General features: G+C 63.4%; 24 protein-coding genes and 1 riboswitch. Of the genes, 10 read left to right on the plus strand and 14 right to left on the minus strand.

Going from position 1 to position 26004, the window contains the following annotated elements; translation table 11 throughout:
- Positions 1-40: 40 nt before the first annotated feature.
- From dbpA to yccS, 3 genes are all read left to right on the plus strand, one after another.
- Positions 41-1378: an ATP-dependent RNA helicase DbpA gene (gene dbpA / locus PC358_RS19185; protein ID WP_236643895.1), complete on the plus strand. Its 1338-nt coding sequence runs from the start codon at positions 41-43 to the stop codon at positions 1376-1378.
- Between the two features lie 101 nt (positions 1379-1479).
- Positions 1480-2661 (plus strand): BaiN/RdsA family NAD(P)/FAD-dependent oxidoreductase, encoded by a 1182-nt coding sequence (locus PC358_RS19190; protein ID WP_033701867.1) that lies wholly within the window; start codon positions 1480-1482, stop codon positions 2659-2661.
- Positions 2662-2743: 82 nt separating this feature from the next.
- Positions 2744-4927 carry a YccS family putative transporter gene (yccS, locus tag PC358_RS19195; protein WP_033701868.1) on the plus strand — a complete coding sequence of 728 codons (2184 nt, stop codon included), beginning with the start codon at positions 2744-2746 and terminating at the stop codon, positions 4925-4927.
- Positions 4928-4944: 17 nt separating this feature from the next.
- On the opposite strand, the gene PC358_RS19200 is transcribed toward yccS, so the two are convergent.
- The gene (locus tag PC358_RS19200) at positions 4945-5682 is read right to left on the minus strand and encodes a substrate-binding periplasmic protein (RefSeq protein WP_033701870.1); all 738 of its coding nucleotides are present in this window, start codon (positions 5680-5682) and stop codon (positions 4945-4947) included.
- Between the two features lie 218 nt (positions 5683-5900).
- Between PC358_RS19200 and PC358_RS19205 the strand changes: the two genes are divergently transcribed.
- Positions 5901-6353, plus strand: a complete 453-nt coding sequence (locus PC358_RS19205) for a GNAT family N-acetyltransferase (protein ID WP_033701871.1) — start codon at positions 5901-5903, stop codon at positions 6351-6353.
- 30 nt (positions 6354-6383) lie between these two features.
- On the opposite strand, the gene PC358_RS19210 is transcribed toward PC358_RS19205, so the two are convergent.
- The 9 genes from PC358_RS19210 to tkt all read right to left on the minus strand — a co-directional run bounded on the left by PC358_RS19210 (position 6384) and on the right by tkt (position 15770).
- The gene (locus tag PC358_RS19210; protein WP_033701873.1) at positions 6384-6680 is read right to left on the minus strand and encodes a winged helix-turn-helix domain-containing protein; all 297 of its coding nucleotides are present in this window, start codon (positions 6678-6680) and stop codon (positions 6384-6386) included.
- A 12-nt stretch (positions 6681-6692) separates the two neighbouring features.
- Positions 6693-7193 carry a M48 metallopeptidase family protein gene (locus tag PC358_RS19215; protein ID WP_050506143.1) on the minus strand — a complete coding sequence of 167 codons (501 nt, stop codon included), beginning with the start codon at positions 7191-7193 and terminating at the stop codon, positions 6693-6695.
- 39 nt (positions 7194-7232) lie between these two features.
- The gene (locus PC358_RS19220; protein WP_033701877.1) at positions 7233-9359 is read right to left on the minus strand and encodes a putative bifunctional diguanylate cyclase/phosphodiesterase; all 2127 of its coding nucleotides are present in this window, start codon (positions 9357-9359) and stop codon (positions 7233-7235) included.
- 213 nt (positions 9360-9572) lie between these two features.
- On the minus strand, positions 9573-10637 hold the full coding sequence (gene fba / locus PC358_RS19225; RefSeq protein WP_033701878.1) for a class II fructose-bisphosphate aldolase: 1065 nt from the start codon (positions 10635-10637) through the stop codon (positions 9573-9575).
- A gap of 100 nt (positions 10638-10737) precedes the next feature.
- Entirely contained in the window at positions 10738-11067 is a 330-nt protein-coding gene (locus PC358_RS19230) for an MliC family protein (RefSeq protein WP_033701879.1), read from the minus strand.
- 64 nt (positions 11068-11131) lie between these two features.
- The gene (locus PC358_RS19235; RefSeq protein ID WP_033702581.1) at positions 11132-11350 is read right to left on the minus strand and encodes a hypothetical protein; all 219 of its coding nucleotides are present in this window, start codon (positions 11348-11350) and stop codon (positions 11132-11134) included.
- A gap of 32 nt (positions 11351-11382) precedes the next feature.
- Positions 11383-12546 carry a phosphoglycerate kinase gene (locus PC358_RS19240; RefSeq protein WP_033701880.1) on the minus strand — a complete coding sequence of 388 codons (1164 nt, stop codon included), beginning with the start codon at positions 12544-12546 and terminating at the stop codon, positions 11383-11385.
- A gap of 12 nt (positions 12547-12558) precedes the next feature.
- Positions 12559-13620, minus strand: a complete 1062-nt coding sequence (gene epd / locus PC358_RS19245; protein ID WP_033701881.1) for an erythrose-4-phosphate dehydrogenase — start codon at positions 13618-13620, stop codon at positions 12559-12561.
- A 152-nt stretch (positions 13621-13772) separates the two neighbouring features.
- Complete coding sequence (tkt, locus tag PC358_RS19250) at positions 13773-15770, minus strand: transketolase (protein ID WP_033701882.1); 1998 nt, start codon at positions 15768-15770, stop codon at positions 13773-13775.
- Positions 15771-16018: 248 nt separating this feature from the next.
- On the opposite strand from tkt, the gene PC358_RS19255 reads away from it, so the two are divergent.
- From PC358_RS19255 to PC358_RS19270, 4 genes are all read left to right on the plus strand, one after another.
- Positions 16019-17011: an ArsR/SmtB family transcription factor gene (locus PC358_RS19255; RefSeq protein ID WP_033701883.1), complete on the plus strand. Its 993-nt coding sequence runs from the start codon at positions 16019-16021 to the stop codon at positions 17009-17011.
- A gap of 19 nt (positions 17012-17030) precedes the next feature.
- Complete coding sequence (gene metK / locus PC358_RS19260) at positions 17031-18221, plus strand: methionine adenosyltransferase (RefSeq protein WP_033701884.1); 1191 nt, start codon at positions 17031-17033, stop codon at positions 18219-18221.
- 168 nt (positions 18222-18389) lie between these two features.
- Entirely contained in the window at positions 18390-20090 is a 1701-nt protein-coding gene (gene ligB / locus PC358_RS19265; protein ID WP_033701886.1) for an NAD-dependent DNA ligase LigB, read from the plus strand.
- Between the two features lie 130 nt (positions 20091-20220).
- Positions 20221-20613, plus strand: a complete 393-nt coding sequence (locus PC358_RS19270; protein ID WP_033701887.1) for a DUF1090 domain-containing protein — start codon at positions 20221-20223, stop codon at positions 20611-20613.
- Positions 20614-20684: 71 nt separating this feature from the next.
- Here PC358_RS19270 and PC358_RS19275 read toward each other — a convergent pair whose 3' ends face one another.
- Positions 20685-21131 (minus strand): c-type cytochrome, encoded by a 447-nt coding sequence (locus PC358_RS19275; protein WP_033701888.1) that lies wholly within the window; start codon positions 21129-21131, stop codon positions 20685-20687.
- A 119-nt stretch (positions 21132-21250) separates the two neighbouring features.
- Between PC358_RS19275 and mltA the strand changes: the two genes are divergently transcribed.
- The gene (gene mltA / locus PC358_RS19280; RefSeq protein ID WP_033701889.1) at positions 21251-22402 is read left to right on the plus strand and encodes a murein transglycosylase A; all 1152 of its coding nucleotides are present in this window, start codon (positions 21251-21253) and stop codon (positions 22400-22402) included.
- Between the two features lie 92 nt (positions 22403-22494).
- On the opposite strand, the gene PC358_RS19285 is transcribed toward mltA, so the two are convergent.
- Positions 22495-22881 carry an MAPEG family protein gene (locus PC358_RS19285; RefSeq protein WP_033701891.1) on the minus strand — a complete coding sequence of 129 codons (387 nt, stop codon included), beginning with the start codon at positions 22879-22881 and terminating at the stop codon, positions 22495-22497.
- 28 nt (positions 22882-22909) lie between these two features.
- Entirely contained in the window at positions 22910-23743 is an 834-nt protein-coding gene (locus tag PC358_RS19290) for an EamA family transporter (protein WP_033701892.1), read from the minus strand.
- A gap of 310 nt (positions 23744-24053) precedes the next feature.
- Here PC358_RS19290 and PC358_RS19295 point away from each other — a divergent pair, with 310 nt between their 5' ends.
- Positions 24054-25289, plus strand: coding sequence for a cation:proton antiporter (locus tag PC358_RS19295; RefSeq protein ID WP_033701893.1), 1236 nt, complete (start codon positions 24054-24056; stop codon positions 25287-25289).
- 34 nt (positions 25290-25323) lie between these two features.
- Here the strand turns inward: PC358_RS19295 and PC358_RS19300 are convergent, their stop codons facing one another.
- Entirely contained in the window at positions 25324-25725 is a 402-nt protein-coding gene (locus tag PC358_RS19300) for an acyl-CoA thioesterase (protein ID WP_012312432.1), read from the minus strand.
- Positions 25726-25904: 179 nt separating this feature from the next.
- Positions 25905-26001: riboswitch (S-adenosyl-L-homocysteine riboswitch) on the plus strand.
- Positions 26002-26004 lie beyond the last annotated feature (3 nt).

Consider the following 26004-nt stretch of genomic DNA (forward strand, 5'->3'; position numbering starts at 1 on the left):
CGAAACCACCGCCTTTGCCACTCTGCCGCTGTCCGCCGCCATGCTGGCCAACCTGGACGCCCTCGGCTACGCCTCGATGACGCCGATCCAGGCCCAGAGCCTGCCGGTCATCCTCAGGGGCCAGGACCTGATCGCCCAGGCCAAGACCGGCAGCGGCAAGACCGCTGCGTTCGGCATCGGCCTGCTGAACCCGATCAACCCGCGTTACTTCGGTTGCCAGGCACTGGTGCTGTGCCCGACCCGCGAGCTCGCTGACCAGGTCGCCAAAGAGCTGCGCCGCCTGGCCCGTGCCGAGGACAACATCAAGATCCTGACCCTGTGCGGCGGCGTCTCGCTCGGCCCGCAGATTGCCTCTCTGGAGCACGGTGCGCACATCATCGTCGGCACCCCGGGGCGCATCCAGCAGCACCTGGAAAAGGGCACGCTGGTACTCGACGGGCTCAACACTCTGGTGCTGGACGAAGCCGACCGCATGCTCGACATGGGCTTCTTCGACGCCATCGCCAGCATCATCGGCAAGACCCCGGCGCGTCGCCAGACCCTGCTGTTCTCGGCCACCTACCCGGCCGGCATCGAGCAACTGGCCGCAGACTTCATGCGCAAGCCGCAGCAGGTCAAGGTCGAGAGCCTGCACACCGACAACCAGATCGAACAACGCTTCATCGAAATCGACGCGCAGCAGCGCCTGGATGCGGTGACCCGCGTGCTCGGCCACTACCGCCCGCAATCGTGCGTGGCGTTCTGCTTCACCAAGCAGCAGTGCGAAGACGTGGTCGCCCACCTCACCGCCAAAGGTATCGTCGCCCAGGCCCTGCACGGTGACCTCGAACAGCGCGACCGCGACCAGGTGCTGGCGATGTTCGCCAACCGCAGCAGCTCGGTGCTGGTGGCGACCGACGTGGCCGCACGCGGCCTGGACATCGACGGCCTGGACATGGTGCTCAACGTCGAACTGGCGCGGGATGCCGAAATCCATGTGCACCGTGTCGGCCGCACCGGCCGTGCGGGTGAGAAAGGCGTTGCGGTCAGCCTGGTGGCCCCGGCCGAAGGGCATCGCGCCCAGGCCATCGAGGCACTGCAGAAGAGCCCGTTGCGCTGGGACCAGCTCGACAGCCTGAAAAACAAGGGCGGTGAGCCGCTGCTGCCGGTGATGAGCACCTTGTGCATCGCTGCCGGGCGCAAGGACAAGCTGCGCCCGGGTGACATCCTGGGTGCACTGACCGGTGATGCCGGCATCCCGGGCAAGCAGGTGGGCAAGATCGCCATCTTCGACTTCCAGGCCTTTGTGGCGGTGGAGCGAGCACTGGCCAAGCAGGCCATGCAGCGGCTGAACAGCGGCAAGATCAAGGGCCGCGTTCTGAAAGTTCGTATTCTCTGAAATCCTTTGGGGCCGCTTTGCGGCCCGTTCGCGACACAAGGCCGCTCCTACAGGGGCATGCATATCCCTGCCGCAGCCCAGCAATCTCCAAGAGGTACCCCGTGCATTCCACCGACGTGATCATCCTCGGCGCCGGCGCCGCCGGCCTGATGTGCGCCCAGCTCAGCGCCCGCCGTGGCCGCCGGGTGCTGCTGCTCGACCACGCTAACAAGCCAGGCAAGAAGATCCTCATGTCCGGCGGCGGGCGCTGCAACTTCACCAACATGTACACCGAGCCGGCCAACTTCCTCTCGCACAACGCGCATTTCTGCAAGTCGGCCCTGGCCCGCTACACCCAGTGGGACTTCATCGAGCTGGTGGCCAAGCACGGTGTGCCCTACCACGAGAAAAAGCTCGGCCAGCTGTTCTGCGACAACAAGGCCAGCGACATCCTCAACATGCTGCTGGCCGAGTGCGACGAAGCCGGTGCCGAGTTGCGCATGGACACCAGCATCTCGCACATCGAAAAGACCGAAACCGGCTACCTGCTGCAGACCAGTGCCGGGCAGTTCGCCTGCCAGTCGCTGGTGATCGCCACCGGCGGCCTGTCGATCCCGACCCTGGGCGCCAGCGGTTTCGGCTACCAGGTGGCTCGCCAGTTCGGCCACACCCTGCTGCCGACCCGCGCCGGGCTGGTGCCCTTCACCATCACCGAGCCCCAACTCAAGGCACTGTGCACAGAACTGTCGGGTACCTCGCTGGACTGCACTGCCAGCTGCAACGGCACCCATTTCCGCGAAAACCTGCTGTTTACCCACCGCGGCCTGAGTGGCCCGGCGATCCTGCAGATTTCTTCGTTCTGGGAGGCGGGCGACACGGTGGAGATCAACCTGCTGCCCGACCGTGACGCCCTGACCTGGCTGCAACAGCAGCAGGCCGAGCGCGCCAATGCAGAACTCAAGACCGTGCTCGGCGAGGTGTTCACCCGCAAGCTGGCCAACCTCTTGGCCGAGCAGTGGTTCGAATCGAAGCCGATGAAGCAGTACACCCCAGCCGAACTGGCGCAGATCGCCGACAAACTGGCGGCCTGGCAGGTCGTACCTGCCGGCACCGAGGGGTATCGCACCGCCGAAGTGACCCTAGGCGGCGTGGATACCCGCGAGGTGTCGTCCAAGACCATGGAGTCGCTCAAGAGCCCAGGGTTGTACTTCATTGGCGAGGTGCTGGATGTGACCGGCCACCTGGGCGGGTTCAATTTCCAGTGGGCGTGGGCATCGGCTAACGCAGCGGCACAGTTCGTGTAGAGTAGAATCCATTCAGCAGCACGGAACGCTTCTTGCTGGTCCGTGCGGCAATGTATTCATTCGATCACAGCCCAAGGCCATCATGTCATCGAGCTCGTTCCGTCAGTCACTGCGTCGCCTGTGGGGCCAAGACAAGTTCAGCTATAGCATCCGGGTAACGGTCGCCCTCACCGGCAGCATGGCCTTGTGCTGGTACCAGGATGAAATGGCCCTGCTGATCCCGTTGTTCCTGGGCATCATCGCCAGCGCACTGGCCGAGACCGACGACAGTTGGCAGGGCCGTCTCAGTGCGCTGGCCGTGACCCTGGTGTGCTTTGCCATCGCTGCCCTGGCCGTGGAGCTGCTGTTCCCCTACCCGTGGGTGTTCGCCATTGCCCTGGCCCTGGCGGCGTTCGGCCTGACCATGCTGGGCGCCTTGGGCGAGCGCTATGGCGCAATCGCCTCGGCAACGCTGATCACGGCGGTGTACACCATGATCGGCGTGGACCAACGCGGCGGCCTGGTCACCGACTTCTGGCACGAGCCGATGCTGCTGGTGGCGGGCGCAGCCTGGTACGGCCTGCTGTCGGTGCTGTGGCAGGCGCTGTTCTCCAACCAGCCGGTACAGCAAAGCCTGGCCAAGCTGTTTTTCGAGCTGGGGCGCTACCTCAAGCTCAAGGCCAACCTGTTCGAACCGATCCGCCACCACGACCTGGAGGCCCGGCGCCTGGAGCTGGCCCAGCAAAACGGCAAGGTGGTCGCGGCGCTCAACGCCGCCAAGGAAATCATCCTGCACCGGGTCGGCAACAGCCAGCCAAATTCCAAGGTCAGCCGCTACCTGAAGCTGTACTTCCTGGCCCAGGACATCCACGAGCGGGTTAGCGCCTCGCACTACCCCTACAACGCACTGGCCGAAGCGTTCTTCCACAGCGACGTGATGTTCCGCTGCCAGCGCCTGCTGCGCCATCAAGGCTCGGCCTGCCAAGACCTGGCGCGCTCGATCCGCATGCGTCAGCCGTTTGTCCTCGACAGCCGATTTGCCGACACCCTGGAAGACCTCAACGCCTCCTTGGAGCACCTGCGCAACCAGAACAACCCAGCCTGGCGCAGCCTGCTGCGCTCGCTGCGGGCCCTGGCGGCCAACCTGGCCACCCTGGACCGCCTGCTGGGTGCCGCCAGCAACCCGGACAGCCTGGCCGATGCCAGTGACAGCAGTCTGCTCGACCGTTCGCCACGCTCCCTGAAGGACGTCTGGAGCCGCCTGCGCACCCAGCTCACACCCACCTCGCTACTGTTCCGCCATGCCTTGCGCCTGCCCTTGGCACTGTCGATCGGCTACGGCATGGTGCACCTGATCCACCCCACCCAGGGCTACTGGATCATCCTCACCACACTGTTCGTCTGCCAACCCAACTACGGTGCCACCCGGCGCAAGCTGGTGCAGCGGATTTTCGGCACGGCCATCGGCCTGACGGTTGGCTGGGCGCTGTTCGACCTGTTCCCCAACCCGATCATCCAGTCGATGTTCGCCGTGGTCGCCGGGGTGGTGTTCTTCGTCAACCGGACTACCCGTTACACCCTGGCCACGGCGGCGATCACCTTGATGGTGCTGTTCTGCTTCAACCAGATCGGCGACGGCTACGGCCTGTTCCTGCCGCGCCTGTTCGATACTCTGGTGGGCAGCCTGATCGCCATTCTGGCGGTGTTCCTGTTCCTGCCCGACTGGCAAGGCCGGCGCCTGAACAAGGCGTTGGCCAACACCTTGGCCTGCGCCAGCGTGTACCTGCGCCAGATCATGCAGCAGTATGCCCATGGCAAGCGCGACGACCTCGCCTACCGCCTGGCTCGGCGCAACGCCCACAACGCCGATGCAGCGCTGTCCACCACGCTGGCGAACATGCTCATGGAGCCAGGGCACTTCCGTAAGGAGGCGGACGTCGGCTTCCGCTTCCTGGTGTTGTCGCACACCCTGCTCAGCTACCTCTCGGGACTGGGCGCGCACCGTGATACCGCCCTGCCGGCGGAGGTTCAGGAGCAATTGATCGAGGGCGCCGGGCAAAGCCTGGCCAACAGCCTGGACGAAATCGCCAACGGCCTGGCAGCGCGGCTACCGGTCGCCATCCACAGTGATGCCGAAGAGGCGCTGGCCAACGACCTGGAGCAGATGCCGGAAGAGCTGGATGAACATCAGCGGCTGGTGCAGACCCAACTGGCGCTGATCTGCCGGCAACTGGCACCGTTGCGCACGCTGGCGGCGCACCTGGTCAAGGAAAGCCCTACGGGCTGAGTGCTTTGTGGCCTGGGTCAAAAACCATGCTGGCGCAGCAGGCGCGCATAGCTGCCATCCGCCTTCATCGCCGCTATCGCCTGCTCGAAACGTTCGACGATCTGCTGGTGCTGGGGGTGCTTAAGGCTGACCAGAATATGCAGGCTGTTCTCCCCCAGAGGCGGCTCGACCATCTCCACGCCATCGCGCACCGCCTGCGGTTCACGTTGCAGGTTGTAACGGGCCACGTATTCATCCTCCACCGCCAGGTTCACCCGGCCGGCCGCCAGCATGCGCACGGCCGACGAGAAGTTGCGCACCGCTACCTTGTGCAAGCGGGTGTCGCTGTCGAACTCGGGTGAATAGGCATAATCGCGCACCACGGCGATGCTGTAGGGGTACAAGTCGGACGGCTGCTGGTAGGCGAAGGCCTCACCCTTGCGTTTGAGCAGGTGAATCTTGTTGTTCAGATAAGCGTTGGAAAAATGCCCGATGCGTGTACGTGAGTCGTTGTACCAGGCATTGATCAACACGTCGTAGCGCCCTTCGCTGACGCCCATCAAGGCCCGTGCCCATGGCGCCTCCTCAAACCCGCTGGCGTAGCCGGCCCGGGTCAGTGCCGTGGTAACGATGCTGGTCGCCAAACCGCCGCCCGGCATGCTTGCATCGGTGAACGGTGGCCATTTGTCTGCCACCAGCCGCAGCTTGTCTTCACCCAGGGCTGGCGCAGCCAGCAGGGCTGCCAGCAATCCCAGAACACCAAGCAGTGGCCGCATGCTCAAGTCCTTTTGCAATGGAGGGCGCACACTGTGTAGGCGGCCTTTGCCGCGACTGCGGATGAGAGTACACAAAGCCGTGGCTCACGGCAGCGGGCAATAGTGTCATTTTGCCTCTATTTTGGCCGAGACACGCAGGCAATGCCCTGCAGCAATCATCCACTCGTCCACAGCCACAGGATTTGCGATGATCGACGGCCCATTCAAGGAGTTCGCCAATGTCTATCGACTGGCTCTGCAAGCACCACACCGACCTGAGCAAGGACCAGCTCTACGCCATCCTGCAATTGCGCACCGAAGTGTTCGTGGTCGAGCAGCGCTGCAGTTACCAGGAAGTCGATGGCCAGGACCTGACCGGCGATACCCTGCACTTGATGGCGTGGCAGGACGACAAGCTGGTGGCCTACCTGCGCCTGCTCGACCCGCAATCCCAGGGGGGTGATGTGGTGATCGGGCGCGTGGTGACCTCACCGGCGGCGCGTGGGCTGAAGCTTGGGCATGCGTTGCTGCTGAAAGGGCTGGAGGCTGCCGAGCATTGCTGGCCGGGGACGCCGGTGTATCTGTCGGCGCAGGCGCATCTGCAAGGGTTTTACGCAGGGCATGGGTTCGAAGCGGTTGGCGAGCAATACCTGGAGGATGACATACCGCACATCGGCATGCGTAAGGGCTGAGAAAGCCGGGGGCGCTTTGCGCCCCCACAATCACCGATACCCCAGCACTTCTCGGATCTGCCGCAAATGCTGGATGATCCACTGCTTGTCGATCGCGCCCCAGTCATGAATGCGGTAGTGCCCGGCATGATTGCGCGCGCCCTCCTGCTGCTCGAACTCGCAGATGATATCCAGGTCGGCCAGGGCGGCGATGGTGTCCTGGGCGGTGCGCCGTGGCATGCCGGTGGCCTCCATCAGGGCCGGCACGCTGGTCGCAGTCTGGCTGTCGATCAGCCAGGCCACGTACAGGCGCCGGTAGAAGCTGCTCTTGGTCTTGCTCACTTCCATGCTGCGTGGTCCTTAACAGTTGCCCGGCAGCTCCCGATAGGTCAGGTAGACGCGCAGGTCGAATTCCAGTTGGTGGTAGTCCGGCTCCATGTGCTGACAGAGCTGGTAAAACGCCTTGCTATGGTCGCGCTCACGCAGGTGCGCCAACTCGTGCACCACGATCATGCGCAGAAACTGCGGCGCGGCCTCCTTGAACAAGGAGGCGATGCGGATTTCCTTCTTCGCCTTGAGCTTGCCACCCTGAACCCGCGATACCGCCGTGTTGAGCCCCAGGGCACGGTGGGTCAGGTCGAGGCGGTTGTCGAACAGCACCTTGTCCAGGCTGGGCGCGCTGCGCAGGTACTGCTGGCGCAGGTCCTGGGCATAACTGTACAACGCCTTGTCGCTCTGCACGTCATGGCGGTCGGAGTAGCGACGCTGCAGGTAGTCCCCCAGGCGGTCGCTGTCGATCATCTGCCGTACCTGCTCCTGCAGGTGTGGCGGGTAGGCTTGCAAGTAACGTAATACGGTCATGGCACTGCATTCGGCGGGGCGAATGGCGATTCTAGCCAATCATGGCCGGGGCCAGGAGAAAATCGCCGGGAAGCCGCTGGCATCCGCCGCCGTCATCGGGTGTGCAACCAGAAACCCCTGCACGTAGGCACAGCCATTGGCCTTGAGCCAGTCGGCCTGGGCCGGGGTTTCCACGCCTTCGGCAATCACCGTGATGCGGTAGTCGGCGCACAAGCCGATCACACTGCGCACCAGCGCGGCGTCTACCGCAGAGCCCGGCAAGCGCGCAACCAGGTGGCGGTCGAGCTTGAGGGTGTCGATCGGCAAGTCACGTAGCATGCGCAACGAGCAGTCACCGGCGCCAAAATCATCCAGCGCCACCCGCACGCCCAGTTCGCGCAGCCGGTGTATCTGCTTCACGGCCGCGTCGATGTTGTACATCAACGACGTCTCTGCCACCTCGACCTCTAGCTGCGCCGGGTCCAGCTGGTAGTCCTGGATCACCCGCTGCAGCTCCTCGACCAGGCCCGGCATGACGAACTGGGCGCGGCTCAGGCTGATGCCCAGCACCAGCCCCTGGGCAAAACGTTCGCACCAGGCCTGGCGCTGGGCCGCGCCCTGGCGGTAGATCCAGCTGGCCAGGCGGTTGATCAGCCGCGCCTCTTCCAGCAAGGGGATGAACAGCCCCGGGGGCACATCGCCAACACTGGGGTGCTGCCAGCGCAGCAACGCCTCGAAACCGCGCAAGTGGCCGTCGGCGAAAGCCACCTGGGGCTGATACACCAGGCTGAAATCGTGCTGCTCGATAGCGGCGCGCACGCTGTCTTCGAGCATCAGCCGTGAGCGCGCCCGGCCGTTGAGCTCCTGGTCATAGAAGCGATACTGCTGACGCCCGGCCTGCTTGGCCGCATACATCGCCGCATCCGCAGCCCGCAACAGGCCTTCGACAGTTGCGCCACAGTCAGGAAAGGTGGCGATGCCAATGCTGACGCCAAGGCATACATCCAGCCCTTCTATCTGCTGGCTGATCGAAACGCGCTCGAGCAGTCGCTCGGCGTAACGCCCGGCCTGCTCGGGGTACGGCAGGCTGTCGAACAACGCCGTGAACTCGTCACCGCCCATCCGCGCCAATAACGCCTCGCTGCCCAGGCAGTCCTTGAGCTGTTCTGCCACCCAGCGCAGCACGCGATCGCCCGCCTCATGGCCCAATGAGTCGTTGATCCGCTTGAAGCCATCCAGGTCCATGTACATCAGCGCCTGGGCCTTGTCCGAACGCTCGTTGCGCAGCAGCACGCCCTCGGCAGACTGATAGAAGCCGCGGCGGTTGAGCAGGCCGGTGAGTGGGTCGGTCACCGCCTGGTACTCAAGCTGTTGGTGCAGGTTGCGCACCACCGACATGTCCAGCACCGTCACCACCATCGCCTGCTGATCGGCTGGCAACGGCGCACAGGACAGCGCGACCGGCACCAGTTGGCCACCCAGGGTGCGCAACTGCGCATCGTGCACGCGAAAGATCTGCCGCCCCAGGTAGGCCTGGTAGAAGTCCGACTCGTTCCACAGATTGGCATTGGCCATCTGCACCAGGTCAAGCAACTGGGCGCCCTGCAATTGCTCCACCGCAGCGGCCAGCAAGCGTGAAATGGCCGGGTTGGCGAAACTGATGGTACCTGCGGCATTCACCACCAGAATGCCTTCGGCAGCGTTCTCCAGGATCGAGGCGTTGAATGCCCTCGCCGCTTCCAGCTCGCGGCTCAGGCGTTGCAGCATGCGCCGGTTACGCTGCTGGTCGAGCAGGGCCTGGACCTTGGGCTTGAGAATTTGCGGGTCGAACGGCTTGAACATGTAGTCCACGGCGCCACTGGCGTAACCCTTGAGCACAGCGGCATCGGACTGCTCGTTGGCGGTGAGGAAAATGATCGGGGTCAGCCGTGTACGCTGGCTGCCGCGCATTAGCCGGGCGACTTCGAAGCCGTCCATTTCCGGCATTTGTACATCCAGCAAAACCAGGTCGACGTCGTGCTCGAGCAAGGCGCTCAGGGCTTCTGTCCCTGAACTGGCAGTCAACACTTGCCAATCCTGCCGGGCCAGCAAGGCCCGCATGCTGATGAGATTTTCGGGGTAATCGTCTACTACCAGCAGAACCGAGCTGCCATCCACTGGCTGAGGTTGAGGGTGAGCGCCATCCATGCTGCTTCTCTATTTGTGACCGACTTCACATCGCGGTTGGATCCGATAACTACTCTAGACCCGAGTTTGTAACAAGCAATGCAATCAGAACGCTATCAGTGCCTAAACTGTACGGTAGCCGACTAACGGTTGCTCTGCCGTGAATATCTGCGCGCTTGAGCGCAGGCATAAAAAAACCCGCATCGCTGCGGGTTTTTCAGTGCGGCCTGCGAATCAGTTGACCTTGGCGGCCAACTCACCTTTCAGGTAGCGCTGGTACATGCCGTCCAGGGAGATCGGTTTGATCTTGGAGGCATTGCCGGCAGTACCGAAGGCTTCGTAACGGGCGATGCACACGTCACGCATGGCCTTGACGGTTTCACCGAAGAACTTGCGCGGGTCGAACTCACTTGGATTCTGCGCCATCAGGCGACGCATGGCACCGGTGGACGCCAGACGCAGGTCGGTGTCGATGTTGACCTTGCGCACGCCGTGCTTGATGCCTTCGACGATCTCTTCGACCGGTACACCGTAGGTCTCTTTGATGTCGCCGCCGTACTGGTTGATGATCGCCAGCCACTCTTGTGGCACCGAGGACGAACCGTGCATGACCAGGTGGGTGTTGGGGATGCGCTTGTGGATTTCCTTGATGCGGTCGATCGCCAACACGTCACCGGTAGGTGGCTTGGTGAACTTGTACGCACCGTGGCTGGTACCGATGGCGATGGCCAGGGCATCGACCTGGGTCTTCTTGACGAAGTCGGCCGCTTCTTCCGGGTCGGTCAGCATCTGGCTGTGGTCCAGCACGCCTTCGGCGCCGATACCGTCTTCTTCACCGGCCATGCCGGTTTCCAGCGAACCCAGGCAGCCCAGCTCGCCTTCTACCGAAACGCCACAGGCGTGTGCCATGGCAACGGTCTGCTGGGTAACGCGGACGTTGTACTCATAGTCGGTCGGGGTCTTGCCGTCTTCGCCCAGCGAGCCGTCCATCATCACCGAGCTGAAGCCCAGCTGGATCGAACGCTGGCACACGTCAGGGCTGGTGCCGTGGTCCTGGTGCATGCACACCGGGATGTGCGGGAATTCTTCGATGGCGGCCAGGATCAGGTGACGCAGGAAGGGCGCGCCGGCGTACTTGCGGGCACCGGCCGAAGCCTGGACGATCACGGGGGAATCGGTCTTGTCGGCCGCTTCCATGATGGCGCGCATCTGCTCGAGGTTGTTGACGTTGAAAGCTGGAACGCCGTAACCGAACTCGGCGGCGTGGTCCAGCATCTGGCGCATGCTAATGAGTGCCATTGTGTATCTCTCTCCCGACAAGCGTCGTTTGTTTCGTGCAAGCCTGCCGCAGGGGCGGTTGCTGTTCAAGTAGTGTGGGCCACCATGGCGGCCCGGCCAGTCACGGTGCCTTGCAGCCCCGCCCAATCAGATCGTTGGTTGCCACCCAGTACACCAGGCCTTCTTCGCCCTTGGTGTGGAAGGCCAGCACGCCATCGCTGTACATCGCCCCCGACGCGCTCGGCTCGGACTTGAGCCGGTAGACCTGGTCGCCGCCACCGAGGCGGACGTCGACCGAGTCCTGCTGCGGGTCAGCGAAGCGCCACAGCACCTCGGTCTGGCTGTCACAGACCCAACGGGTCCAGTCGTCTGCCGGGGCGGGTTGCGCCGGCTGCAGCAGTGAGCATCCTGCCAGTGTCGCCAGGGCCATCAAGGCCATCAGCGCTTTCATTACGTATCCTCTAGATGACCACACAACGGTCGCTTGGTTGCCTGCTCCGACGAAGCGCATCGGTTCAAGGGCAGCCTGGAGCCTTGCGCTGGTGGTCTTCGTCATACTTCTCCAGGCCTTCAGGGCCCACGCGCTTGTTGATGACCGGTACGGTTTCGGCCTGCCACTCGGACTGGTAGCAACCGCCCTTGGGCGGCTGCGCCGGGTCATCGTCCGAAGAGGGGCTGCCGGAGCAGGCGCTCAGCAGGCCGGCCAGGATCATCACAGGCAATTGCTTGACCATCAGGTCGCTCCCTTTGCCAGGCGCCGCCATTGTCAGGCTTTAGCCCGCTCTTCCAGGATCGCCACAGCCGGCAGTACCTTGCCCTCGACGAACTCGAGGAAGGCACCACCACCGGTAGAAATGTAGGAGATTTCCTTGCTGACGCCATATTTGTCGATCGCCGCGAGGGTGTCACCGCCACCGGCGATGGAGAACGCAGGGCTTTCGGCGATGGCCTTGGCCAGCACCTTGGTGCCATTGCCGAACTGGTCGAACTCGAACACGCCGACTGGGCCGTTCCACAGGATGGTCTTCGACGACTTCAGCAGCTCGGCGAAGTTGGCTGCAGTCTGTGGGCCGATGTCCAGGATCATGTCGTCAGCGGCAACGTCGGCGATAGCCTTGACGGTGGCTTCAGCGTTTTCGGCGAATTCCTTGGCGACCACCACGTCGACTGGCAGCGGTACGCTGACCTTGGCGGCGATGGCTTTTGCGGTGTCGAGCAGGTCAGGCTCATACAGCGACTTGCCCACAGGGTGACCAGCAGCGGCCAGGAAAGTGTTGGCAATACCGCCACCTACGATCAGTTGGTCGCAGACGCTGCTCAGGCTGTTCAGCACGTCCAGCTTGGTGGAAACCTTGGAGCCGGCAACGATGGCCGCCATTGGCTTGGCCGGGGCCTTCAGGGCCTTGCCCAGGGCGTCCAGCTCGGCAGCCAGCAGTGGGCCAGCAGCGGCAACCTTGGCGAACTTGGCCACGCCATGGGTCGAACCCTCGGCGCGGTGGGCAGTACCAAAGGCGTCCATCACGAACACGTCGCACAGGGCAGCGTATTGCTGCGCCAGTTCGTCGGCGTTCTTTTTCTCGCCCTTGTTGAAGCGCACGTTCTCGAACAGCACCAGGTCACCGGCCTTGACCTCGACACCGGCCAGGTAGTCGGCGACCAGCGGCACGTCGCGGCCCAGGGCCTTGCTCAGGTACTCGGCGACCGGCTTAAGGCTGTTTTCGGCCGAGAATTCACCTTCGGTAGGGCGGCCCAGGTGCGAGCAGACCATTACCGCCGCACCCTTCTCCAGGGCCAGCTTGATGGTCGGCAGCGCAGCCAGGATACGCGCGTCGCTGGTTACCACACCGTCCTTCACAGGCACGTTGAGGTCTTCGCGGATCAGTACGCGTTTACCTTGCAGGTCGAGGTCGGTCATCTTCAACACGGTCATGAATGCAGTCCTTCAGGGCTGTTTGTTGCGGGTTGGGTGAACGACGTGCAGAAAGTGTTCGGCGACGTCGAGCATACGGTTGGCGAACCCCCATTCGTTGTCGAACCAGGCCAGCAGGTTCACCAGGCGGGGGCCGGAAACACGGGTCTGGCTGGCATCGACGATCGCCGAATGCGGGTCGTGGTTGAAATCACAGCTGGCATGGGGCAGCTCGGTGTAGGCCAGCAATCCTTTGAGCGGGCCTTCCAGCGCTGCCTCGCGCAGCACCCGGTTGACCTCGGCGGCACTGGTGTCGCGGGCGGTCTGCAGGGTGATGTCCAGGCACGACACGTTGACGGTCGGCACGCGTACCGCTTTGGCCTGGATTCGCCCGGCAAGTTCCGGCAGCAACCGCTCGATGCCCCGTGCCAGCCCGGTGGACACCGGGATCACCGACTGAAACGCCGAACGCGTGCGGCGCAGGTCTTCGTGGTGGTAGGCGTCGATCACCGGCTGGTCGTTCATCGCCGAGTGGATGGTGGTGATCTGCACGTATTCGATGCCGAACGCCTGGTCCAGCACGCGCAACAGCGGCACGCCGCAGTTGGTGGTGCACGACGCGTTGGACACCAGGCGCTCGCTGCCGGTCAGGCACGCCTGGTTGATGCCGTAGACCACCGTGGCATCCACGTCCGCCTCGCTGGCCATGGGCTGCGAGAACAGCACGCGTGGCGCGCCGGCATCCAGAAAACGCTGGCCATCGGCGCGGGTGTTGTAAGCGCCGGAGCACTCCAGCACCAGGTCGATGCCCAGGGCGGCCCAGTCGATGCCTTCCGGGGTGGCACTGCGCATTACCTTCACGCAGTCACCATTGATATGCAGACAATCGCCGTCGACCTTCACCTCACCGGGGAAACGCCCGTGGGTGGAGTCGAAGCGTGTCAGGTATTCAAGGCTGGCCTGATCGGCCAGGTCGTTCAGCGCGACAATCTCGAAACCGGCCTTCGCCCCCCGCTCGAACAACGCGCGCAGGACACAGCGGCCGATGCGGCCATAACCGTTGAGTGCAACTTTGTAGGGACGCGGGTGGGACATAGGTAGCTCTTGAACTCCGGCGGTTGAACGGAGCCGCCATGCGGCCCATTCGCGGCACAAGGCCGCTCCCACAGGGTACTGCGGTTTATGCAGATCCTGTGGGAGCGGCCTTGTGCCGCGAATGAGGGCCTGCGGCCCTCACTTTGCCTGTATCAGTCTTCCAGCAGCTCTTCGGCGGTACCCAGGATGTTCTCCAGGGTGAAGCCGAACTCTTCGAACAGGGCAGAGGCCGGGGCCGACTCACCGTAGGTGGTCATGCCGATGATACGACCTTCCAGGCCGACGTACTTGTACCAGAAGTCGGCATGGGCAGCTTCGATGGCGATGCGCGCGCCCACTTCCAGTGGCAGTACCGACTGCTTGTAGGCAGCGTCCTGGGCATCGAACACGCTGGTGCACGGCATGGAGACCACGCGGACCTTGCGGCCCTGCTCGGTCAGCTTGTCGAAGGCCTGAACCGCCAGGCCCACTTCGGAACCGGTGGCAATCAGAATCAGCTCAGGCTCGCCAGCGCAGTCCTTGAGGATGTAGCCACCGCGGCTGATGTCGGCGATCTGCTGGGCGTCGCGGTCCTGGTGCTGCAGGTTCTGGCGCGAGAAGATCAGCGCCGATGGGCCGTCGTTGCGCTCCAGGGCGTTTTTCCAGGACACGGCCGCTTCGACCGCGTCGGCTGGGCGCCAGGTGTCCAGGTTCGGCGTGCTGCGCAGGCTGGTCAGCTGCTCGATCGGCTGGTGAGTCGGGCCGTCTTCGCCCAGGCCGATGGAGTCGTGGGTGTAGACGTGGATCACGCGCTGCTTCATCAGGGCCGACATGCGCACTGCATTGCGGGCGTATTCCATGAACATCAGGAAGGTCGCGCCGTAAGGCACCAGGCCGCCGTGCAGGGCAACGCCGTTCATGATCGCGGTCATGCCGAACTCGCGCACGCCGTAGTACACGTAGTTGCCGCTGGCGTCATGGGCTTCGACGCCCTTGCAGCCTTTCCACAGGGTCAAGTTGGAACCGGCCAGGTCAGCCGAGCCGCCGAGGAACTCAGGCAGCAGCGGGCCGAAAGCGTTCAGGGCATTCTGGCTGGCCTTGCGGCTGGCGATAGTCTCGCCTTTGGCAGCGACTTCATTGATGTAGGCCTGGGCCTTTTCCGAGAAGTCGGCCGGCAGCTCGCCGCTGTCACGGCGCTTGAACTCGGCAGCCAGCTCCGGATGCGCCTTGGCGTAGGCGTCGAAGCGCTGGTTCCACTCGGCCTCAGCCTTGGCACCGGCGGCCTTGGCGTCCCACTCGGCATAGATGTCGGCCGGGATTTCGAACGGGCCGTGGTTCCAGTTCAGTGCTTTGCGGGCCAGGGCGATTTCGTCGTTGCCCAGCGGGGCACCGTGGCAGTCTTCCTTGCCCTGCTTGTTCGGCGAGCCGAAGCCGATGATGGTCTTGCAGCAGATCAGGGTCGGCTGCTCGCTCTTGCGCGCGGTCTCGATCGCCATCTTGATTTCTTCGGCATCGTGGCCGTCGACGTTGCGGATCACCTGCCAGTTGTAGGCTTCGAAACGCTTGGGCGTGTCATCGGTGAACCAGCCTTCGACTTCACCGTCGATGGAGATGCCGTTGTCGTCGTAGAACGCGATCAGCTTGCCCAGGCCCAGGGTGCCAGCCAAAGCGGCGACTTCGTGGGAGATGCCTTCCATCATGCAGCCGTCGCCGAGGAACACGTAAGTGTTGTGGTCGACGATGTTGTGGCCGTCACGGTTGAACTGCGCGCCCAACACTTTCTCGGCCAGGGCAAAGCCCACGGCGTTGGCCAGGCCTTGGCCCAACGGGCCGGTGGTGGTCTCGACACCCGGGGTGTAGCCGTATTCCGGGTGGCCCGGGGTACGGCTGTGCAACTGGCGGAAGGCCTTGAGGTCGTCGATCGACAGGTCGTAGCCGGTCAGGTGCAGCAGCGAGTAGATCAGCATCGAGCCGTGGCCGTTGGACAGCACGAAGCGGTCACGGTCGGCGAAGCTCGGGTTGCTCGGGTTGTGCTTCAGATAGTCGCGCCAAAGCACTTCGGCGATATCCGCCATGCCCATAGGGGCACCTGGGTGGCCGCTGTTGGCCTTTTGCACGGCATCCATGCTGAGTGCACGAATGGCGTTGGCACGTTCACGACGGCTGGGCATCGCTGATCTCCTGGGGCTTGAATAAGTAGTGAAACGAAAAAAGGCGGCCATTTTCGCCCACTGGGGGGGCTGGGGGCAAACATTAAAGCTGCGAGCGGCAAGCTTTAAGCTGCAAGCGAAAGCAGACCCGCGCGCGGAACGCTCTATTCTTGCAGCTTGAGCCTTGCGGCTTGCAGCTCATCGCCAATATCAAAACTTTTTGATATTGGTCTTGCGGGGGCAACGATGCCTGTCTAGACTGCCGCCCCATGAACCTCCGTGCGCAATCGATCCCCGAGCGAAGCGACACACTGGCTGCCCTGTGCAAAGCCAGTGGCGATGCGCTGCGCCTGAATGTCTTGCGTGCGCTGGCCAGCGATTCGTTTGGCGTGCTGGAATTGGCGCAAATCTTCGACATCGGCCAGTCCGGCATGAGCCATCACCTCAAGGTACTGGCCCAGGCCGAGCTGGTGGCTACCCGCCGCGAAGGCAACGCCATCTTCTACCGCCGCGCCCTGCCCGACAGCCTGCGCCTTGGCGGGCGCCTGCACACGGCGCTGCTCGAGGAGGTCGACGACCTGACCTTGCCACCGGCGGTACAGGCACGTATCGCCCAGGTGCAGCAGCGCCGTGCGGCCACCAGCCAGGACTTCTTCCAGCGCGTGGAAGAAAAATTCCGCGCCCAGCAAGACCTGATCGCCGGCCTGCCGCAGTACCGCGAAAGCCTGCTGGCCATGCTCGACAAACTGAATTTTGGCCCGGCTGCCAGTGCACTGGAGGTAGGCCCCGGCGACGGCGGCTTCCTGCCGGACCTGGCGCGGCGCTTCGGCACGGTGACCGCGCTGGACAACAGCCCGACCATGCTCGAGCTGGCCCGCCAGGTCTGCCAGCGTGAAGGCCTGGACAATGTGAACCTGCAGTTGGCCGATGCACTGGATGCAACGGATGTGGCAGCCGACTGCGTTGTGCTGAACATGGTCCTGCACCATTTCAGCGACCCGGCCCTGGCCCTGCGCCTGCTGGCCAAACGGGTGAAAGCGGGCGGCAGCCTGCTGGTCACCGAACTGTGCAGCCATGACCAGGGGTGGGCGCGGGATGCCTGCGGCGACCTCTGGCTGGGCTTCGAACAGGACGACCTGGCCCGTTGGGCCAACGTTGCCGGGCTGGTCCCCGGGGACAGCCTCTACGTGGGCTTGCGTAACGGTTTCCAGATACAGGTCCGCCACTTTCAGCGGGCGACTGGCGACATACACCATCGGTAAATTTTAGGAACCCTTCGAGATGAGCGAATACTCCCTTTTCACCTCCGAGTCCGTGTCCGAAGGGCATCCGGACAAGATCGCCGACCAGATTTCGGACGCTGTCCTTGATGCCATCATCGCTCAGGACAAATACGCCCGCGTAGCCTGCGAAACCCTGGTCAAGACCGGTGTCGCCATCATCGCCGGCGAAGTGTCCACTTCCGCCTGGGTCGACCTCGAAGAGCTGGTACGCAAGGTCATCATCGACATCGGCTACAACAGCTCCGACGTCGGCTTCGACGGCGCCACCTGCGCCGTGATGAACATCATCGGCAAGCAGTCGGTAGACATCGCCCAAGGCGTCGACCGCTCCAAGCCGGAAGACCAGGGCGCTGGCGACCAGGGCCTGATGTTCGGCTACGCCAGCAACGAAACCGACGTGCTGATGCCGGCCCCGATCTGCTTCTCGCACCGCCTGGTCGAGCGCCAGGCCGAAGCGCGCAAGTCCAAGCTGCTGCCGTGGCTGCGCCCGGACGCCAAGTCGCAGGTCACCTGCCGCTACGAAAACGGCAAGGTGGTCGGTATCGATGCCGTCGTCCTGTCCACCCAGCACAACCCTGAGGTGTCGCAAAAAGACCTGCAGGAAGCGGTGATGGAGCTGATCGTCAAGCACACCCTGCCGGCCGAGCTGCTGCACAAGGGCACCCAGTACCACATCAACCCGACCGGCAACTTCATCATCGGTGGCCCGGTGGGTGACTGCGGCCTGACTGGCCGCAAGATCATCGTCGACTCCTACGGCGGCATGGCCCGTCACGGTGGTGGCGCGTTCTCCGGCAAGGACCCGTCCAAGGTCGACCGTTCGGCCGCCTATGCCGGCCGCTACGTGGCCAAGAACATCGTTGCTGCCGGCCTGGCCGAGCGCTGCGAGATCCAGGTGTCCTACGCCATCGGCGTGGCCCAGCCGACGTCCATCTCGATCAACACCTTCGGTACCGGCAAGGTCTCGGACGAGAAGATCGTACAGCTGGTGCGCGAGTGCTTCGACCTGCGCCCGTACGCCATCACCAAGATGCTCGACCTGCTGCACCCGATGTACCAGGAAACCGCTGCCTACGGCCACTTCGGCCGCACGCCACAGCAGAAGACTGTCGGCGACGACACCTTCACCACCTTCACCTGGGAGCGCACCGACCGCGCCCAGTCGCTGCGTGACGCTGCCGGGCTGTAATTTTCCTACAGCGGTAAACGAAAGCCCCTGCCGAGCGATCGGCAGGGGCTTTTGCTTTTCAGGTTTTCGCCGTGAGCGTTGTGACATATCGACTGACAACTGCTCACAGCAACCAGCGCGCTACCTGCCTAGGCTGAAGGCTCCTCCCGCCATGCAAGGATGCTGGCCATGTCGTTCATACTGCTATTTGCACTGCTGCTCTCACTGCAGGCCTCGCTGGCAAAGGCCGCCTCATGCCCCGACTGGCCCATGCAACAAGCCGAAACCGAAGTTGCCCACCTGCGCGACACACTTGCCCAATGGGATGACCACTACCACCGCCAGGGCATCGCGCTGGTGGCAGATGAGCTGTATGACCAAAGCCGACAACGCCTGCACCACTTGCAGCAATGTTTCGGCCTGCTGGCAGGACTTGACCCCCTGGCGACGGCACGTGGCCCGGTTCCCCACCCCATCCCGCATACCGGCGTCGACAAGCTCGCCGACGAGCAGGCCGTTGGCCGCTGGATGGCTGGCAAGACGGGCCTGTGGATACAGCCCAAGGTCGATGGCGTGGCGGTCTCCGCTCGCTATCGGCAGGGGCAGCTGGTGCAGTTGCTGAGCCGCGGTGATGGGGTGCAAGGGCACGACTGGAGTCGCCATATCCCTCGGCTCGGCGCCATCACGCGGCAGCTGCCCCAAGCGCGCGACCTGGTGCTGCAAGGTGAGCTGTACCTGCGCCTGGACGCACATATCCAAGCCCAGGCTGGCAGCGCCAATGCGCGCGGGACCGTGGCCGGGCTGCTCGCCCGCAAGCAGTTCAGCGTGGAACAAGGGGCCGGCATCGGCCTGTTCGTCTGGGACTGGCCACAAGGCCCCGTTAGCCAGGCCGAACGGGTCTCGCAACTGGCGCAACTGGGCTTCCCCGACAGCCAGCGCTACAGCATCGCGATCGACTCCGCCACCCAAGCCGCGCACTGGCGCCAGCACTGGTACCGCTCACCCCTGCCCTTCGCCACCGATGGCGTGATTCTGCGCCAGGGTACGCGGCCGCCCGCCGAGCGCTGGCAGGCCAAGGCCCCTTACTGGCTCGCAGCCTGGAAACACCCTTACGCCCAAGCCCTGGCAGACGTGCGCGAAGTTAGCTTGCGGGTCGGCCGCACCGGGAGGATCACACCGGTGCTGCAGCTTCAACCGGTCAAACTGGACGACCGGCTGATCACCCAGGTAAGCCTGGGGTCACTGGCCCGCTGGCAGCACCTCGACATTGCCCCGGGTGACCAGGTGGCAATCAGCCTGGCAGGGCTGACCATCCCGCGTTTCGAGCGCGTGGTGCATCGCGCGGCCGTGCGCCAGCCGGTGGAGGTGCCGCCGCCAGGGCGCTATCACCCGCACAGTTGCTGGCACGCAGGCGATGGCTGCAACGAGCAGTTCATCGCACGGCTCACATGGCTCAGTGGCAAGCAGGGGCTGGCCATGCCACGCACCGGGCCGGGTACGTGGCGGCGCCTGGTCGATGCGGGGTTGGTTACCTCGACGACAGACTGGCTGCACCTCGATGCCCAGCGCCTGAGTGAGGTGCCAGGTATCAGCGAAGCGACGGCCGCACAGCTGGTGAACAGCTTCGAGGGCGCGCGGTCACAACCCTTTGCCCGATGGCTGCGGGCGCTTGGCGTACCCGCCCCCGGCGGCATGCAACTGGAAGGTGAGTGGGCCCAGCTATCCTTGCGTACTGCCGGTGACTGGCGAGCATTGCCGGGTATCGGCGCCGTACGCGCGCATCAGCTTGAGGCGTTTTTCATGGCCAACGAGGTTCGAGCCATCGCAGTGCGGTTGAACGAGGCCGGCGTCAACGCATTCCAATTCAGCGACAAAGCCCCCGCGCAATGAATTATTACCAAAATCCATGTAAGGAAAGTCTGAATATCGACCAGAAAAAACCAACAAGGGTTTCTAAATAGGCAAAACCAAGGCAGGATTTCCCCCAACTTTTCTGCCCGCCCCGTTCAGGAGGCTTTTCATGAAACGTATTTCGACTCTTTTCCTGCTCGCAACCCTTGGTCTGACCGCTGGCGCCGTGCAGGCCGCCCAGCCGGATGCCGGCCTGACCGGCTGCGACGCCAAACGCAGCGCCATCGAAAACCAGCTGAAGATTGCCCGTGAACATGGCAACAGCGACCAGGTCGCGGGGCTCGAGCAGGCATTGGAAGGCGTAAAAAACTGCACCGATAACAGCCTGCGCAAAGAGCGCGAACAAAAAGTGCTCGATGCACGTCATGAAGTCGCACAGCGCGAAAAAGACCTGAAGAAAGCCGAGAAAAAAGGCGACGCCGAAAAGATAAACAAGCGTAAAGACAAGCTCGCAGAGTCCAGGAAGGAACTGCAGGAAGCAGTGGACGAACTGGACCGCTGACAGGCCCTGCTTATGCTGCCTGCCCTGGCTCCATCAGCGGTTTCCCGGTGATGGAGCCAGGGCATTTACCCTCAATGATTGCGAAACTCGGTATGACAGGCCTTGCATGCTGCCTCGACCTTGTCCATCGGCCCTTTCAATTGCGCAGCGTCCAGCGGCTGGCCCCGAGTCGCATCGACCAGCTCGCCAGTCACGCCCTCCAGTTGCCGGGCAAGGTCATGGAAACGCGCCTGACGCTCCCACACCTCTGCTCGTGCACTGCTGTCGCCGCCATCGCGCACCTGCGGGAAGTGCTGCCACGGCTGCTGCGACAGGGTGTCGAGCTTCACGGCCCCCTCGGCAAACTTCACCCCGTCGAAGGGCAAACGACCGCGCAACATGCCGCCCAGGTCTTCGCTGGCCTTGAGCATGTCCTTGAAGATCACCTTACGCTTGCCCAACGGCGAATTCGGGTCAACACGGTCACAGGCATTCAGGGCCAGGGCTGCGAGCAGAACAACGGTCAATCGCTTGAACATCACGGTCACTACGGCCTACGAAAATGGGCAGCCAGTATCGCTGCCCAGGGGCCAAACACCAATAGCCACATAAAAAACAGGGGCGAATATTCATCTTCGCCCGTGACAGGAAGCCCCACATGAAATCTGCCCTGCGCCACCTGGCCTGGACACTCCCGGCGCTGGCCCTGCTGGCCGGCTGCAACGGCGGCGAAAGCGCCAAGCCAGAGCCCCATGCCATTGCCACCTATGCCAACGCCACCTGGCAGGACCTGCCCAGCGTCAGCGACGCCGACCTGGTTGCCGGCTTCCACGCGTGGCGTAATGGTTGCGAGAAGCTCAAGCGCGACACAGTCTGGGCCGCCACCTGCGAGGCCGCTGCCAGCGTGCCCGACGATGCCCTGCAGATACGCGCTTTCCTGCAGCAGAACCTGCAGGTCTATGGCCTGCGCTCGGCCGAAAACAATGCCAACGGCCTGATCACCGGTTACTACGAGCCGGTCTACCCCGGCAGCCTGAAGCCTACCGAGGCCAACCACGTCGCAGTTTACGGCGTGCCCGACGACATGATCGTGGTCGACTTGGCCAGCGTGTACCCAGAGCTCAAGGGCAAGCGCTTGCGTGGGCGCCTGGACGGCCGCGTGCTCAAGCCTTACGACACCGCCGAGGTGATCAACCGTGAGGGCGTCAAGGCACCGGTGCTGGCCTGGCTGACCGACCCGATGGACCTGCAGTTCCTGCAGATCCAGGGTTCGGGCCGGGTACAACTGGAAGATGGCCGCCAACTGCGCCTGGGCTACGCCGACCAGAACGGCCACCCCTATCGGCCGATAGGCCGCTGGCTGGTGGAGCAGGGCCAATTGAAGAAGGAAGAGGTGAGCATGGGCGCCATTCACGCCTGGGCCCAGGCCAACCCACAGCGAGTACCGGAATTGCTCGCCAGCAACCCCAGCTACGTGTTTTTCAGCACCCGCCCCGACAGCAACGAAGGCCCGCGCGGCTCGCTCAATGTGCCATTGACGGCCGGGTACAGTGTGGCAATCGACCGCAAGGTGATTCCGCTGGGCAGCCTGCTCTGGTTGTCGACCACGCGCCCGGACGGTACGCCGGTGGTGCGGCCGGTAGGCGCTCAGGATACGGGCGGAGCCATTGCTGGCGAAGTGCGTGCGGACCTGTTCTGGGGCACCGGGCCTGAGGCAGGCGAGCTGGCCGGTAACATGAAGCAGCAGGGGCAGATCTGGATGTTGTGGCCCAAAGGCAAACCGCTGCCTGAAGTGCCGAAAGTCCTTTGATACGGTGCTGAATGCTTCGCGGATAAAACCGCCCCCACAGGGATCGCAATGGCCCCTGTGGGGGCGGGTTTACCCGCGAAAAGAGCGACGATTCAGGCCGAAACGACGAAGAACGACACGATCAGCGCCAACCCGGCAAACCACACCAGCGAGCGCAACGCCGCCCAGTCCGCCAGGTAGCAGATGATGTAGAGCAGCCGACTGGTGATGTACATCACGCCCAGCACGTCCTGCGTCACTTGTTCGGCATTGCCGACGATATCGGCCACCAGCACGGCCGCCGCAAATGCCGGAAACGCCTCGTAGCTGTTCTGCTGCGCGGCGTGGGCACGGCGCGGCAGGCCCGATAGCGTATCGAGGAAGGCGCGCGGGTCGTGATTGTCCTTGAGGCCGAAACGGCCACTGCTCACCTTGGCGATCAACGCACAAAGCGGCGGCAGTGCCAGCGCGATCAGGATGCACCACAGGGCAACGGTCATGGACAGGACTCCTTGTTCAATAATCGGGTTAGAGCTTCATTACCAGCATGCCTGCCAGCACCAGCCCGCAAGCTAGGAGTCTTGGCCCGCCAAAAGGTTCTTTGAGGTAGCGCATGCCAAACAGCACCACCAGAATTACGCTCAACTCTCGCAACGCTGCCGCTTCAGCCACCGACCCCAAGTGCATGGCCCACAGCACCAGGGCATAACTGAACAACACGCAAAACCCTACGGCCAACCCCAGCCGCCATTGGGTTCGCCAGAACAGCACGAAGGGTGCCCGCCGCGCCACACTGGCCAGCAGCGGGAAGGGCCAGGCGCTGAGCAAGGTCAGCCATACCAGGTAGTCCCACGGCTTGCCCCACAGCCGCACCGCCTGCCCATCGAACCAGGTGTAGCAACCGATGCACAGGCCAATCAGCGCCACTACCGGCAACATCGACCACGGCAGGCGATCACCCCCTCCCCCCTGCCAGAGCAGGCATGCCATGCCGCAAGGGATGAGCAGGATGCCGATGATCTGCTGCTGGCTCAGTGACTCCCCGGCAAACGCCAGGGTCAGCCCCAGCACCACCAACGGCGACAAGCCACGCATCAGAGGATAGACCAGCCCCAGGTCACCGACCCGATAGGCCTGGATCAGCAGGAAACGGTACAGCTGCTCAGCCAGCGCCGAGGCGATCAGCCAGGGCCAGATTTCAGCGGGGGGCACCTCGACGAAGGCGACGGCGAGCACTGCGAAGGCCAGTGCGACGGTGTCCATGCTGGCGATCACCAACAGGCGCTCGCCGCTGAATTTGATCAGGGTGTTCCAGGTCGCATGCAGCAAGGCGGCGACCAGTACCAGGGAAGTTGCCAACACGCCGTGAGGTCCTTGTGACGTTATTGAGGCCTGAATATATCGCCTTCAGAAGGGCGCAGTCTGGCATTTGCATGGCGAAAGTGCTTCAGCGCTTTGACATCGAGTGCCGCGCGGGCGGCGCTCGATCTCCCAGGCGCAAAAAGCCCTAAAGGCATGCACCTGACAGCCCCAATACGCCCTAAACCCAACACATCCGGAACGATTCCAACAATTCCGGTCAAATCGTGTGTCCCGAACCCCTCGCCAGGTCATCAAAGAACTGCCCGAGCCATTCGGGTACGACTTGGAAGCCACTGTTACAGGATTCGGGATGCTTGAATTAGTTGCCGCGTTTATCTGCCTCACCACCCTCCTCACCTACGTCAACTACCGCTTCATCGGCCTGCCACCCGCCATTGGCGTGATGGTCACCGCGTTATTGTTCTCCCTGATGCTGCAGGGCCTGAGCCTGATCGGCTTCCCTGGCCTGGAAGAACGCGTCGAAGGCCTGATGAACCAGATCGACTTCAACGATTTGCTGATGCACTGGATGCTGGCGTTCCTGCTGTTCGCCGGCGCCTTGCACGTCAACCTCTCGGACCTGCGCAGCTATCGCTGGCCGATCGGCCTGCTGGCCACTATCGGCGTGCTGATCGCAACCGTGGTCATCGGCTACCTGTCGCATTGGGTGTTCGCGATGTTCGGCTGGCAGGTGCCGCTGATCTATTGCCTGCTGTTCGGCGCGCTGATTTCGCCCACCGACCCGATTGCCGTGCTCGGCGCATTGCGTACCGCCAATGCATCCAAGCCACTGAAAACCACCATCGTCGGCGAATCGCTATTCAACGATGGCACCGCAGTCGTGGTATTCACCGTGCTGCTGGGCATCATCCAGCTGGGCGAAACCCCCAGTGCCTACGACACGGCGGTGCTGTTCGCCCGTGAGGCCATTGGCGGCGTGGTATTCGGCGGCCTGATCGGCTACGCCACCTACCGCATGATCAAGAGCATCGAACAGTACCAAGTCGAGGTCATGCTGACCCTGGCACTGGTCATCGGTGGCTCGGCGATGTGCTACGAGCTGCACGTCTCGGCGCCGATCGCCATGGTGGTGGCCGGCCTGATCATCGGCAACATGGGGCGCAACCTGGCGATGAACGATATGACCCGTCGTTACATGGACGGTTTCTGGGAGTTGATCGATGACATGCTCAACGCCTTGCTGTTCGCGCTGATCGGCCTGGAGCTTCTGCTGCTGCCGTTCAACTGGATGCACCTGGCGGCCGGTAGCGTGCTGGCGTTGGCGGTACTGCTGTCGCGGCTGTTGACCGTGGCCCCGGCAATCGTGCTGCTGCGGCGCTGGCGCCCGGTCCCCAAAGGCACTGTGCGGGTGCTGACCTGGGGTGGTTTGCGCGGTGGGGTTTCGGTGGCCCTGGCGCTGTCGCTGCCGCTGGGCGAAGAGCGTGACCTGCTGCTGTCGATCACCTATATCGTGGTGCTGTCGTCGATCCTGGTGCAGGGGCTGAGCATTGGCCGCGTGGTGCGCAAGGTCAGCGCCCAACCCTGAAAAACCACGGGGCCGCTTTGCGGCCCCCGGGTTTTCACTCCACCGCAGAATCCGGGAACTGGTCCTGCACGTACTTGATCTCGGTCCGCCCATGCGCCGCTGGCTGGCCATCTTCACCCAAGTTGACGAAGACCATCTTGTCGACCGTCAGGATGCTCTTGCGGGTGATCTTGTTACGCACCTCGCACTTGAGGGTGATCGAGGTACGGCCAAACTCGGTTGCGGTAATACCCAGCTCGATGATGTCGCCCTGGCGCGATGCACTGACGAAGTTGATCTCCGACATGTACTTGGTCACCACACGCTGGTTGCCCAGCTGAACGATGGCGTAGATGGCCGCCTCCTCGTCGATCCAGCGCAACAGGCTGCCACCGAACAGGGTGCCATTGGGGTTGAGGTCTTCGGGTTTTACCCATTTGCGGGTGTGAAAGTTCATCTGTACTCCTGACCTGCTTGGCTAACGTGTACTCATGATGGCAGAGCCGCCGTCACCGCTCCATTGAACATCGACTATCGTCTCGATTAATCGACAGAAAACCTTGGGCGAAGGTCCCGGTCACGGCTATAATCTGTGCCGTTTTACATGGCCACCCGCCGCGGGGCCATGCCCGCCACCTGTCCGAGGGGCGCTGCAGCAGGCTAGGCCTGTCAGGCTCGGATGGGGCGTTGTCCGCTTCTGCGGACGCTCAACGCACAACGGCGCCCATTCGCACAC

Source organism: Pseudomonas capeferrum (assembly GCF_000731675.1).
Classification (GTDB): domain Bacteria; phylum Pseudomonadota; class Gammaproteobacteria; order Pseudomonadales; family Pseudomonadaceae; genus Aquipseudomonas; species Aquipseudomonas capeferrum.

What these genes read in the sequence shown, in the direction of transcription:
- dbpA (WP_236643895.1), top strand. Translation starts at nt 41, where the DNA reads ATGCTGGCCAACCTGGACGCCCTCGGCTACGCCTCGATGACGCCGATC.
- yccS (WP_033701868.1), top strand. Translation starts at nt 2,744, where the DNA reads ATGTCATCGAGCTCGTTCCGTCAGTCACTGCGTCGCCTGTGGGGCCAA.
- PC358_RS19200 (WP_033701870.1), bottom strand. Translation starts at nt 5,682, where the DNA reads ATGCGGCCACTGCTTGGTGTTCTGGGATTGCTGGCAGCCCTGCTGGCT.
- PC358_RS19205 (WP_033701871.1), top strand. Translation starts at nt 5,901, where the DNA reads ATGTCTATCGACTGGCTCTGCAAGCACCACACCGACCTGAGCAAGGAC.
- PC358_RS19210 (WP_033701873.1), bottom strand. Translation starts at nt 6,680, where the DNA reads ATGGAAGTGAGCAAGACCAAGAGCAGCTTCTACCGGCGCCTGTACGTG.
- PC358_RS19215 (WP_050506143.1), bottom strand. Translation starts at nt 7,193, where the DNA reads ATGACCGTATTACGTTACTTGCAAGCCTACCCGCCACACCTGCAGGAG.
- PC358_RS19220 (WP_033701877.1), bottom strand. Translation starts at nt 9,359, where the DNA reads ATGGATGGCGCTCACCCTCAACCTCAGCCAGTGGATGGCAGCTCGGTT.
- fba (WP_033701878.1), bottom strand. Translation starts at nt 10,637, where the DNA reads ATGGCACTCATTAGCATGCGCCAGATGCTGGACCACGCCGCCGAGTTC.
- PC358_RS19230 (WP_033701879.1), bottom strand. Translation starts at nt 11,067, where the DNA reads ATGAAAGCGCTGATGGCCTTGATGGCCCTGGCGACACTGGCAGGATGC.
- PC358_RS19235 (WP_033702581.1), bottom strand. Translation starts at nt 11,350, where the DNA reads ATGGTCAAGCAATTGCCTGTGATGATCCTGGCCGGCCTGCTGAGCGCC.
- PC358_RS19240 (WP_033701880.1), bottom strand. Translation starts at nt 12,546, where the DNA reads ATGACCGTGTTGAAGATGACCGACCTCGACCTGCAAGGTAAACGCGTA.
- epd (WP_033701881.1), bottom strand. Translation starts at nt 13,620, where the DNA reads ATGTCCCACCCGCGTCCCTACAAAGTTGCACTCAACGGTTATGGCCGC.
- tkt (WP_033701882.1), bottom strand. Translation starts at nt 15,770, where the DNA reads ATGCCCAGCCGTCGTGAACGTGCCAACGCCATTCGTGCACTCAGCATG.
- PC358_RS19255 (WP_033701883.1), top strand. Translation starts at nt 16,019, where the DNA reads ATGAACCTCCGTGCGCAATCGATCCCCGAGCGAAGCGACACACTGGCT.
- metK (WP_033701884.1), top strand. Translation starts at nt 17,031, where the DNA reads ATGAGCGAATACTCCCTTTTCACCTCCGAGTCCGTGTCCGAAGGGCAT.
- ligB (WP_033701886.1), top strand. Translation starts at nt 18,390, where the DNA reads ATGTCGTTCATACTGCTATTTGCACTGCTGCTCTCACTGCAGGCCTCG.
- PC358_RS19270 (WP_033701887.1), top strand. Translation starts at nt 20,221, where the DNA reads ATGAAACGTATTTCGACTCTTTTCCTGCTCGCAACCCTTGGTCTGACC.
- PC358_RS19275 (WP_033701888.1), bottom strand. Translation starts at nt 21,131, where the DNA reads ATGTTCAAGCGATTGACCGTTGTTCTGCTCGCAGCCCTGGCCCTGAAT.
- mltA (WP_033701889.1), top strand. Translation starts at nt 21,251, where the DNA reads ATGAAATCTGCCCTGCGCCACCTGGCCTGGACACTCCCGGCGCTGGCC.
- PC358_RS19285 (WP_033701891.1), bottom strand. Translation starts at nt 22,881, where the DNA reads ATGACCGTTGCCCTGTGGTGCATCCTGATCGCGCTGGCACTGCCGCCG.
- PC358_RS19295 (WP_033701893.1), top strand. Translation starts at nt 24,054, where the DNA reads ATGCTTGAATTAGTTGCCGCGTTTATCTGCCTCACCACCCTCCTCACC.
- PC358_RS19300 (WP_012312432.1), bottom strand. Translation starts at nt 25,725, where the DNA reads ATGAACTTTCACACCCGCAAATGGGTAAAACCCGAAGACCTCAACCCC.